The following is a 12,638-nucleotide window of genomic DNA, read 5'->3' as shown; positions in this document are numbered from 1 at the left end:
AACTCTTGTGTTATACTCATCAACAATTAATCTTCAATAATTTATCACGGTAAACATGACTCAAATAAATAACCCGCTTCACGGCATGACACTCGAAAACGTAATTAACAGCCTTGTTGATAAATATGGTTGGGATGGTCTTGGCTACTACGTTAATATTCGTTGTTTTACCCATGATCCAAGTGTGAAGTCTAGCCTTAAATTTTTGCGTAAAACGCCTTGGGCACGTGAAAAAGTTGAAGCGTTATATGTGAAAATGGTCACTGAAGACTAGGTTTCGGTTGCTGTTAACCGGTCCTTGTTCATTATTGGATAAGCAATTTCCGGTTAATTTAAAGGACTGTGTCAATACATGACACCTTGTTCAATACTGCGCTTTTATTTCTCCAGTTTATCTATATGCTATATATTTTTAAATACATGACCAAATAGGTTAATTCCAGTAATGACGAAAATATACCATCACCCGGTACAAATTTATTATGAAGACACGGATCACTCTGGCGTTGTTTACCACCCTAACTTTTTAAAGTATTTTGAACGCGCTCGTGAACATGTGATCAACAGTGATTTATTAGCGACATTGTGGAATGAACGTGGCTTAGGTTTTGCGGTTTATAAAGCTAATTTAACGTTTCAGGATGGGGTGGAGTTTGCTGAAGTTTGTGACATCCGCACTTCATTTGTACTCGACGGAAAATATAAAACTATTTGGCGTCAGGAAGTATGGCGTCCTAATGCAAGCAGGGCTGCTGTTATCGGTGACATTGAAATGGTGTGCTTAGATAAAGAAAAACGTTTACAGCCGATCCCAGACGATGTGTTAACCGCAATGGTCAATGGTTAATATCTGACGTTAGCTAATTTGAGTTCGAAAAAATCATAATGAAATAATGAGGCATTTGATGCCTCCCTTTACGTTTATGTGACTTCCTGTCACGATTAAACCATCGCTAATAGCGACGTTTTCACATGTCCTTGCTCGTTTTATCAGGATTAAATACGGTTATAAGTACATTTTAAATGCTGAGTATTTAGTCTATAAATCATTAATTCTGATTGAATTCTGACATCACCACGGTTGTTATGTAATTTAGTGTAAGCTTCTGCTCATTTATTACGTTGTTTACGCTAACAAATACGTGTTAAAAATGAGATGTCACGCAGATTTAAGATTAATTATTTGTCCCTAGATTTTTTTTGCGAAGGACGCTTTTAGCTGAAATGTCATGTTTATGACTGAATATGTAGTTAAAACAGCGCTTAAATACATAAATATGCTGTTTTTTATAATGCTGAATCAGCTATTTCCAGTTATCTCCTGATCTGATGAGTCTGCCGCAAGTGAAATCTAGTGTATTTGAGTTGGTTTTTAATCCTGTGTATATTATTGCAGATGTAAATAATAACAATGCTGGCGTTGGACGGTAAAGTTCAATGCTGACTATTGGGATAAAATTTAAAACAATTAACTCTACCGAATTTATTTTATGTGAAATGAAATGACGGTAGATTTTTTTCGCACTTTAAGAGTACACTTGTACGCTCAAGTAATTGACTTAGTGTTCAAATGAACGTTTAATGAGCATTGTTTTTAGTGCAGGAAGATCCTTACAGGAGCAATAACACAATGGCTAAAAAGAACACCACATCGGTTAAGCACGGCAAGGATGTGTTAAGTAGTGATGAACAACGATTAAATTCACGTTTACAAGAATGTCCAATTGCAATCATTGGTATGGCATCGGTTTTTGCAGACGCGAAAAATCTGGATCAATTCTGGGATAATATCGTTGACTCTGTTGATGCGATTATCGATGTGCCTAGCGACCGCTGGAACATTGACGACCATTACTCGGCAGATAAAAAAGCTGCAGACAAGACATACTGCAAACGCGGTGGTTTTATTCCTGAACTAGATTTTGATCCGATGGAGTTTGGCCTGCCGCCAAATATCTTAGAGCTAACTGATATCGCTCAACTGCTGTCGTTAATCGTGGCACGCGACGTATTAAGTGATGCGGGTATTGGCAGTGATTATGACCATGATAAAATTGGTATCACGCTAGGTGTTGGTGGTGGTCAGAAACAAATTTCACCGTTAACGGCTCGCCTGCAAGGCCCAGTGTTAGAAAAAGTATTAAAAGCCTCTGGTATTGATGAAGATGATCGCGAAATGATCATCGAAAAATTCAAAAAAGCCTACATCGGTTGGGAAGAGAATTCATTCCCTGGTATGTTAGGTAACGTTATTGCCGGTCGAATTGCTAATCGCTTCGACTTTGGTGGTACTAACTGTGTGGTTGATGCGGCGTGTGCCGGCTCCCTCGCAGCAATTAAGATGGCGATTTCAGACTTACTGGATTACCGTTCAGAAGTGATGATCTCGGGTGGTGTATGTTGTGATAACTCACCATTCATGTATATGTCATTCTCAAAAACCCCGGCCTTTACCACCAATGATGATATCCGTCCGTTTGATGACGATTCAAAAGGTATGCTGGTTGGTGAAGGTATTGGCATGTTGGCGTTTAAACGCCTTGAAGATGCTGAACGCGATGGCGATAGAATCTATTCTGTCCTTAAAGGTATCGGTACGTCTTCTGATGGTCGTTTCAAGTCTATTTACGCTCCACGTCCAGATGGTCAAGCTAAAGCGCTTAAACGTGCTTATGAAGATGCTGGTTTTGCACCGGAAACATGTGGCTTAATTGAAGGTCACGGTACAGGTACGAAAGCCGGTGATGCAGCCGAATTTGGTGGTTTAACCCAACACTTTGGTGCAGCCAGTGATAAGAAACAGCATATTGCATTAGGTTCGGTTAAATCACAAATTGGCCATACCAAAGCTGCGGCAGGTTCTGCGGGCATGATCAAAGCAGCATTAGCACTGCATCATAAAATCTTACCCGCGACTATTCATATCGATAAACCAAGTGAAGCCTTGGATATCAAAAATAGCCCGATGTATTTAAACAGTGAGACGCGTCCTTGGATGCCACGTGAAGATGGTATGCCACGCCGTGCGGGTATTAGCTCATTCGGTTTTGGTGGTACTAACTTCCACATTGTATTAGAAGAGTATCGCCCGAGCCATGATAGCGCTTATCGATTAAACTCAGTCTCGCAAACAGTCCTTATCTCTGCGACTAACCAACAGGGTATTATTGCAGAATTAAATAACTGGCGTACTAAGCTAGCAGTAGAGGCTGATCTGCAGACGTTTGCGTTTAACGATTTAGTGACTACCTGGCCGTTAAAAACACCATCAGCAGACCAAGCGCGTTTAGGTTTTGTTGCACGTAATGCCAACGAAGCCATCGTTATGATTGATGCGGCGTTGAAACAATTCAGCGTCAATGCAGATAAAGCAACATGGTCAGTACCAACGGGGATTTATTATCGCCAAGCGGGTATTGATGCCAATGGTAAAGTTGTCGCATTATTCTCCGGACAAGGTTCGCAATATGTGAACATGGGCCGTGAGTTAACGTGTAACTTCCCAAGCATGATGGATAGTGCGACGGCGATGGATAAAGAATTCAGTACTGCTGGTTTAGGCCAGTTGTCTGCGATCACTTATCCGATCCCTGTGTATACTGATGCTGAGCGTAAGTTACAAGAAGAGCAATTGCGTTTAACTCAACATGCACAACCCGCGATTGGTTGCTTGAGTGTTGGTCTGTTTAAAACTTTCCAACAAGCAGGTTTCAAAGCTGATTTTACCGCCGGTCACAGTTTCGGTGAGTTAACGGCATTATGGGCAGCTGACGTATTGAGCGACAGTGATTACATGATGTTGGCGCGTAGCCGTGGTCAAGCAATGGCTGCGCCAGAGCAACAAGACTTTGATGCTGGCAAGATGGCGGCTGTCGTGGGCGACCCACAACAAGTTGCAGTTATCATCGATTCGATTGATGATGTGTCTATTGCTAACTACAACTCTAATAACCAAGTGGTTATTGCTGGGTCGAGCGAACAAATTGCTGTTGCTATTACAGCGCTGGGTAAGGCTGGTTTTAAAGTTGTACCTTTACCTGTATCGGCAGCGTTCCATACTCCATTAGTGGGTCACGCTCAAAAGCCATTTGCCAAAGCGGTTGATAGCGCTAAGTTTAAAGCACCGACAATCCCAGTCTTTGCAAACGGCACAGGTTTAGTCCATTCAAATAAACCGAGCGAAATTAAGAAAAGCCTGAAAAAGCATATGTTGGAATCTGTCCATTTCAATCAAGAAATTGACAATATCTATGCAGATGGTGGTCGTATCTTTATCGAGTTTGGTCCGAAGAATGTATTAACTAAACTGGTTGAAAATATTCTTAACGACAAATCTGATGCAATAGCCATCGCTGTAAATGCCAATCCAAAACAACCTGCTGATGTGCAAATGCGTCAAGCTGCTCTGCAGATGGCTGTGCTTGGTGTTGCGTTAGAAAATATTGACCCGTTTGATGCGGTTAAGCGTCCATTAACGGCGCCGAAAGCGTCACCGATGGTGATGAAACTGTCTGCTGCATCGTATGTGAGTCCGAAAACTAAAAAAGCATTTGAAGATGCGTTAACCGACGGTTGGACTGTTAAACAAGCAAAAGCTGCGCCTGTTGCCGTTCCACAGCCTCAAGTGATTGAAAAGATCGTTGAAGTTGAGAAGATAGTAGAAAGAATCGTTGAAGTAGAGAAGATTGTCTACGTTAATGCTGATGGTTCACTTGCATCGCAAAATAATAGCAATGCTGTTGCTAACAATGTCATTAACAGCGCGGTTGTTAACAACGTTATAAATAATACTGATGCCGAGCTTGTAGCCTCTATTGAGCGCAGTGTTGGTCAGTTTGTTCAGCACCAGCAGCAATTATTAAGCGTGCATGAGCAGTTTATGCAGGGTCCACAAGACTATGCTAAAACAGTTCAAGCGGTACTTGCAGCGCAAACCAACAACGAATTACCAGAAAGTTTAGATCGTACTCTATCTATGTATAACGAGTTCCAATCTGAAACTCTGCGCGTACATGCAACTTATCTGAACAATCAAACCAGTCATATGAATACCATACTCACTGGTTCTGAAGCTAACGTTATAGCAACGTCTGCTGCACCTGTTAAAGCTGCATTGAATACGCCACAACAGCCAGTACACACTGCATCGCTAATAACTCCGGTTGTTAATGCCAAAGTGGCAAGTCCTGTTGTTGTAAATACCGTGACTAATGTTGTATCTCATGTTGCAAGTAGTGTTGCAAATGGTGCGGCTGTTGCAGTACAAACTGTGGCATTAGCGCCTACACCGGTGAGTTCTCCGGCGGTTGCTGCTGCACCTGCATTGGTTGCAGTCGTGGCTGAACCAGTTGTTGTATCTGGAGTTGCCGTTCAAGCGAGTATCGATGTAGCAACGATTAACAAGGTGATGTTAGACGTTGTTGCTGATAAAACCGGTTATCCGACAGATATGCTTGAACTGAGCATGGATATGGAAGCGGACTTAGGTATCGACTCTATCAAACGTGTTGAAATCTTAGGCGCAGTACAGGAACTGATCCCAGATCTTCCTGAGCTTAACCCTGAAGATCTTGCTGAACTACGCACGCTTGGTGAAATTGTTGATTATATGAAATCAAAAGCGCAAGCGGTAGTAGCTGCAACAATACCAACAACAGTGCCTGCCAACAGTGCTTCTGTTACTGGTATTGATTTAGCCCACATCCAAACTGTAATGCTGGAAGTGGTTGCTGATAAAACCGGTTATCCGACCGACATGCTTGAACTAAGCATGGATATGGAAGCTGACTTAGGTATTGATTCAATCAAACGTGTTGAAATTTTAGGTGCAGTACAGGAGATCATTACTGATTTACCTGAGCTAAACCCAGAAGACCTAGCAGAACTACGCACCTTAGGTGAAATCGTTAGTTACATGCAGAGCAAGGCGCCTGTAGCAGCAAGTTCAGCACCTGGTATCGATTTAAACCACATCCAAACAGTAATGATGGAAGTGGTGGCCGACAAGACTGGTTATCCAACAGACATGCTTGAACTGAGCATGGACATGGAAGCGGACTTAGGTATTGATTCAATTAAACGCGTTGAGATTCTAGGGGCAGTACAGGAGATCATTACAGATTTACCTGAGCTAAACCCAGAAGACCTAGCAGAACTACGTACTTTAGGTGAAATCGTTAGTTACATGCAGAGTAAAGCACCTGCAGCAACGACAGGCGCTGTAGCAGCAAGTTCAGCACCTGGTATCGATTTAAACTACATCCAAACAGTAATGATGGATGTTGTGGCTGATAAGACTGGTTATCCAACAGACATGCTTGAACTGAGCATGGATATGGAAGCTGACTTAGGTATTGATTCAATCAAACGTGTTGAGATTCTAGGGGCAGTACAGGAGATCATTACTGATTTACCTGAGCTAAACCCAGAAGACCTAGCGGAATTACGCACCTTAGGTGAAATCGTTAGTTACATGCAGAGCAAAGCACCTGCAGCGGTAGAAACTGCACCTGTAGCAACAAGTTCAGCACCCGCTATCGATTTAAACCACATCCAAACAGTAATGATGGATGTTGTGGCTGATAAGACTGGCTATCCAACAGACATGCTCGAGCTGGGCATGGATATGGAAGCTGACTTAGGTATTGATTCAATCAAACGTGTAGAAATTTTAGGTGCAGTGCAGGAGATCATCACTGATTTACCTGAGCTAAACCCAGAAGACTTAGCGGAATTACGCACCTTAGGTGAAATCGTTAGTTATATGCAGAGCAAGGCTCCTGTAGCAGAAAGTGCACCTGCCGCTGTAACAGCTAGCGCTACACCGACTATCGACTTAAATCACATCCAAACGGTAATGATGGAAGTGGTTGCAGACAAGACGGGTTATCCGGTAGACATGCTTGAATTAGGCATGGACATGGAAGCGGACCTTGGCATCGACTCAATCAAACGTGTTGAAATTCTAGGTGCAGTACAGGAAATCATTACTGATTTACCTGAGCTAAACCCAGAAGACTTAGCTGAATTGCGCACTTTAGGTGAAATCGTTACCTACATGCAGAGTAAAGTTGAGTCTCCGGTTGTAGCTGACGTTGCTAATACAGTAGTGACTGCCCCGATTGATTTAGACCGTATTCAAAACGTGATGATGGATGTTGTTGCGGATAAGACGGGTTACCCTGCCAACATGCTAGAACTAGCAATGGACATGGAAGCGGACCTCGGTATTGATTCAATCAAACGAGTTGAAATTTTAGGTGCGGTGCAGGAGATCATTACAGATTTACCTGAGCTAAACCCAGAAGATTTAGCTGAGCTGCGTACCCTCGAAGAAATTGTTACTTATATGCAAAGTAAGGCGACGGGCAGTGTCGATGCTAAAAACGCTGTTTCGGATGCATTTATGCATGACAGTGTTGCAACCATCACAGCAGCGTCAGAGCCTAAAGCAGCGTTTCAACCAGCACCGAGTGCGACGGTTGCGATTACGCGATTAAGCTCAGTCACTAAAATCAGTCAAGATGCTAAAGGTGCTAACGCCTTAATCGTCGCTGACGGTAGTGATAGTGCGGTGCAATTAGCGGATAAATTAATTCAATCTGGCTGGAATGTAACTGCATTGCAACCGAGTTGGATCACAACGAACAGCACACAAACGTTTGCTAAGTCTGTGAATGTAGTGATGTTAAACGCGGTTGATGAAACTGAAATTAATAATATCATTACTGCTAATGCGCAACTTGATGCGGTTATCTATCTGCATGCAAGCACTGAGATTAACCATATCGAATACCCGCAAGCGTCTAAACAAGGCCTAATGTTGGCGTTCTTATTAGCTAAATTAAGCAAAGTCACTCAAGCCGCTAAAGTGCGTGGTACTTTTATGGTAGTGACTCAACAGGGTGGTTCATTAGGTTTTAGTGACGCTACTGTTGTTAAGCACGAAGACCTAGTTAATCACGATGATCTAGTAAAGAGTGACTTAGTACAAAGTGGCTTAAACGGTTTAGTTAAAACACTATCACACGAATGGGATAACGTATTCTGTCGTGCAGTAGATATGCCATCGTCATTAACTGCAGAGCAAGTGGCCAACATTGTTAGTGATGAACTGCTTGATGCTGACACCACTTTAATTGAAGTCGGTTACCAGCCAGCAGAGAAAAATGGCGTTGAACGTGTCACTTTAACAGGCGTTGTTACTGATAGTTACGCATTAACCGCAGGTAATAACATTGATGCTAACTCGGTATTCTTGGTTAGTGGTGGTGCTAAAGGTGTGACTGCACATTGTGTTGTTCGTATTGCTAAAGAGTATCAAGCTAAGTTTATCTTATTGGGACGTTCAAAGTTCTCAACCGATGAGCCAAGCTGGGCACATGGCATTAGCGATGAAGCTGCGTTAAAGAAAGCTGCGATGCAGTCTTTGATTGCTGCTGGTGATAAACCAACACCGATGAAGATCGTCCAGTTAATCAAACCTATTCAAGCTAATCGTGAAATTGCACAAACATTAACAGCAATTACCGCGGCTGGTGGCCAAGCTGAGTATGTTTCTGCTGATGTAACCAATGCTGCAAACGTAAAGGCTGCTGTGACACCCGTTATCGCTAAATTTGGTGATATCACAGGTATCATTCATGGCGCTGGCGTTTTAGCTGACCAATTCATTGAGCAAAAAACACTGAGCGATTTTGAGTCTGTTTACAGCACCAAAATTGACGGTTTGTTATCGCTGCTATCTGTGACTGAGGCAAGCAACATCAAGCAATTGGTATTGTTCTCGTCAGCCGCTGGTTTCTACGGTAACCCGGGCCAGTCTGATTACTCGATTGCCAATGAGATCTTAAATAAAACTGCATACCGTTTTAAATCATTGCACCCACAAGCACAGGTTCTGAGCTTTAACTGGGGTCCTTGGGATGGCGGAATGGTAACGCCTGAGCTTAAACGTATGTTTGATCAACGTGGTGTTTACATTATACCACTTGATGCAGGTGCTCAGTTGTTACTGAATGAATTAGCGGCTAATGATAACCGTTGTCCACAAATTCTAGTGGGTAATGATTTATCAAAAGATGCTAGCGATGAAAACGGTGTAGCTGTAAAAAAGCCACAAGTTAGTCGTTTATCAGATGCTTTAGTCATTAAAAGCATCAAAGCGACTAACAGTGATTTTCAAGTAAACGATAACCGCTTTTTAGCTGACCACATGATTAAAGGCAATCAGGTATTACCTACGGTATGCGCGATTGCCTGGATGAGTGATGCAGCACAAGCAACTTATAGTAAACGAGACTGTACATTGAAATATGTCGGTTTCGAAGATTATAAATTGTTTAAAGGGGTGGTTTTTGATGGCAATGAGGCGGCGGATTATCAAATCCAATTGTCGCCTATAGCCGCTGTTTCAGAACAGGAAACAGTTGTCCGTATTGCGGCAAAAATATTTAGCCTGAAAAGTAATGGTAAACCAGTATTTCATTATGCTGCGACGATACTGTTAGCTACTCAACCACTTGATGTGGTGAAGGTTAAGCTTCCGGCATTAACTGCGGACGTTGAGAATCGTACTAGTGATGAAGCGCAAGCCTTATACAGCAATGGCACCTTGTTCCATAGCGACAGTCTGCAGGGTATTAAGCAGATATTACGTTGTGATGAGCAAGGACTATTACTGGCGTGTCAGGTACCGGACGTTGCAGCAGCTAAGCAGGGAGCATTCCCCTTAGCAGTGAACAATATCTTTGCTAATGACTTGGTTTATCAGGCTATGTTGGTATGGGTGCGTAAGCAATTTAATTTAGGTAGCTTACCGTCTGTAACCGCAGCTTGGACTGTATATCGTGAAGTGGCGATTGATGAGTTGTTTTATTTGCAACTTAACGTTGTCGAGCATGATCTATTGGGTTCACGAGGCAGTAAAGCCTGTTGTGATATTCAATTGATCAGTGCTGATATGCAATTACTTGCAGAAGTTAAATCTGCGCAAGTCAGTGTTAGTGACATTTTGAACGATATGTCTTGAGCTAGTAAATAAGTAAATAAGTAAATAAGTAAATAATAACGATAGACGTCATGATTAGCATGGCGTCTATTTTCTTCATTGTTTTAACAATATTAATAGCTAAAAGCGGTTGGCTTAAATTCCAGTTTCCAGCGTTTTTAGCTATTACTATTCGAAATAGGATATTAAAGAGAATATGACGGAATTAGCTGTTATTGGTATGGATGCTAAATTTAGCGGACAAGACAATATTGACCGTGTTGAACGTGCTTTCTATTTAGGCGCTAATGTTGGAAATAGCATCAGCACCAGCGGTATTGGTTCTGCTGAAGAGCAACAAAGCGCTTCAGCAACAGTGTTAACGTCTGTGGCGTTATTAGCAGAAACTAATCAGTTGAACATGGCTAAAATAGCGGTATTGCTTATTGCTGATGTGAACAAGTGTGCCGATGACCATCTGGTACAACAAGTCGCGCAGCAGTGTGCGAGCTGTGTTGTTATTACAGACCTAGGCCAAGCACTGAAGCAAGCAACTGATTTAGTCAATAATCAAGATTGTGCTGTAGCTGTCGTGGGTATTAGTAATACTGCTAATCAATCGAGCAATAAAACGGATACTGAAGAGGCTCCTGCGGCAACTATCAGCTTTGATGACACATTTAGTAGTTATGCCAGTGTTGCAGGGTTCGCCAGTTTACTTATCTCCTCAACCAATTTTGCCAGTGCCAATCAATGTTATGTTTATGCCAGCATTAAAGGTTTCGCTCAGTTAGCTGTAAACTCTCAGCTTAGTAGTGAAAACATTGCTCATACTGCCAGCCTCGCGTTACAGCAAGCTCAAATCACAGCTCAGCAGGTTGGTCTATTAGAAGTCACTGCAGATTCTAAAGCAGCATTGGCGTTATCTGAAAGCCAGGGTTTAATGTCTGCTTATAATCATACGCAAACTTTACATACCGCATTAAGCTGTGCAAGTAGTGTGACTGGTGAAGACGGGTATTTCTCGCAGGTTGCGGGTTTATTAAAAGCAGTAATTAGCTTACATCAGCGTTATATACCCGCTATTAAAGACTGGCAACAACCTATTGCAACACAAATGTCACAGTGGCAGCGTTCGCCATTCTATATGCCTGTTGATGCCAGACCTTGGTTTCCGAATGCAGATGGTAGCGCGCATGTTGCGGCTTATAGTTGCGTTGCTCATTCCTTATCAGAATCGATATTAGAACATGGCTATTGTCACGTAATCTTACAAGAAAACAAGGTTAAGATTGCCGGCCAAGTTCATCCGGTTAGCGATGTGCGCAGTAATGGTTTTTTTGCATCGAGCGATTTAGCACTGGTTATTGTTCAAGGTAATGACGAAGCACAATTACGCAGTGAATTAGAGACTATTGCCGGAGAATTAAATAATACCGATATTAAACAGATCGCGGCGGATTGTTATGCCCGTACTGATACCAACAAAGTTTATAGCGCGGTACTTATTGCCGAGACAGCTGAAGAGTTAAGCAAAGAGATCACCCTTGCGTTTGCAGGTATCGCTAGTGTGTTTAACAATGATGCCAATGAATGGAAAACCCCGAAGGGCAGTTATTTTACTGGGCAGCCAGCTAACCGCGATGCGGATAACAACGTGCAAAGTGGTGTGGCATTTTTATACCCGGGTATCGGCGCTACTTATGTTGGTTTAGGCCGTGATTTATTTCATTTATTCCCTCAAATTTTCCAGCCTGTCGCTGCTTTAGCAGATGACATTGGCGCTAGCCTGAAAGATACCTTACTTAATCCGCGCAGCATTACGCGCCATAGTTTCAAACAGCTAAAACAGCTGGATCTGGATCTGCGTGGCAACCTAGCCAATATAGCCGAAGCGGGTGTGGGTTTTGCTTGTGTATTTACCAAGGTTTTTGAAGAAGTATTTGCGGTTAAAGCAGACTTTGCCGCGGGTTATAGCATGGGTGAAGTCAGTATGTATGCAGCACTCGGCTGCTGGCAACAACCGGGACTGATGAGTGCGCGTTTGGCACAATCAAATACCTTTAATCACCAGCTTTGTGGTGAGTTAAGAACCTTACGCCAGCATTGGGGCATGGCTGATGTTGCTAACGGTACTTTTGAGCAGATCTGGGAAACTTATACCATCAAGGCGACTATCGAACAGGTCGAGATCGCGGCTGCAGATGAAGATCGTGTGTACTGCACCATTATCAATACGCCTGATAGTTTATTACTGGCGGGTTATCCAGAAGCTTGCCAGCGAGTGATTAAAAAATTAGGCAAGCGGGCAATGGCATTAAATATGGCCAACGCGATCCACAGTGCTCCAGCTTATGCCGAATATGACAATATGGTTGAGTTATATCATATGGATGTCACTGAACGTATCAAAACCAAAATGTATTCAAGCTCATGTTATTTACCTATTCCGCAACGCAGCAAAGCGATTTCGCACAGTATTGCTAAATGCTTGTGTGATGTGGTGGACTTTCCACGTCTAGTGAATACCTTACATGATAAAGGTGCGCGGGTATTTATTGAAATGGGCCCTGGACGTTCGTTATGCAGCTGGGTAGATAAGATCCTACTGTCTGACAAGAATAAACATGATGAGCAACAAGATAGCCGC

Annotated in this window: 4 protein-coding genes; all 4 read left to right on the top strand. The window is 42.6% G+C overall.

Going from position 1 to position 12,638, the window contains the following annotated elements; translation table 11 throughout:
• Positions 1 to 55: 55 nt before the first annotated feature.
• Positions 56 to 274, top strand: coding sequence for a VF530 family DNA-binding protein (locus tag PE36_RS10150; RefSeq protein WP_006031922.1), 219 nt, complete (start codon positions 56 to 58; stop codon positions 272 to 274).
• 171 nt (positions 275 to 445) lie between these two features.
• On the top strand, positions 446 to 847 hold the full coding sequence (locus PE36_RS10145) for a thioesterase family protein (RefSeq protein ID WP_006031921.1): 402 nt from the start codon (positions 446 to 448) through the stop codon (positions 845 to 847).
• 783 nt (positions 848 to 1,630) lie between these two features.
• Positions 1,631 to 10,030 carry a type I polyketide synthase gene (locus tag PE36_RS10140; protein ID WP_006031920.1) on the top strand — a complete coding sequence of 2,800 codons (8,400 nt, stop codon included), beginning with the start codon at positions 1,631 to 1,633 and terminating at the stop codon, positions 10,028 to 10,030.
• Positions 10,031 to 10,205: 175 nt separating this feature from the next.
• A partial coding sequence (locus PE36_RS10135) for a PfaB family protein (RefSeq protein WP_006031919.1) occupies positions 10,206 to 12,638 on the top strand: 2,433 nt, incomplete at its 3' end.

Source organism: Moritella sp. PE36 (genome assembly GCF_000170855.1).
Classification (GTDB): domain Bacteria; phylum Pseudomonadota; class Gammaproteobacteria; order Enterobacterales; family Moritellaceae; genus Moritella.
Note: the sequence above shows the minus strand (reverse complement) of the source record. Positions and strands in the feature narration are given on the sequence as shown.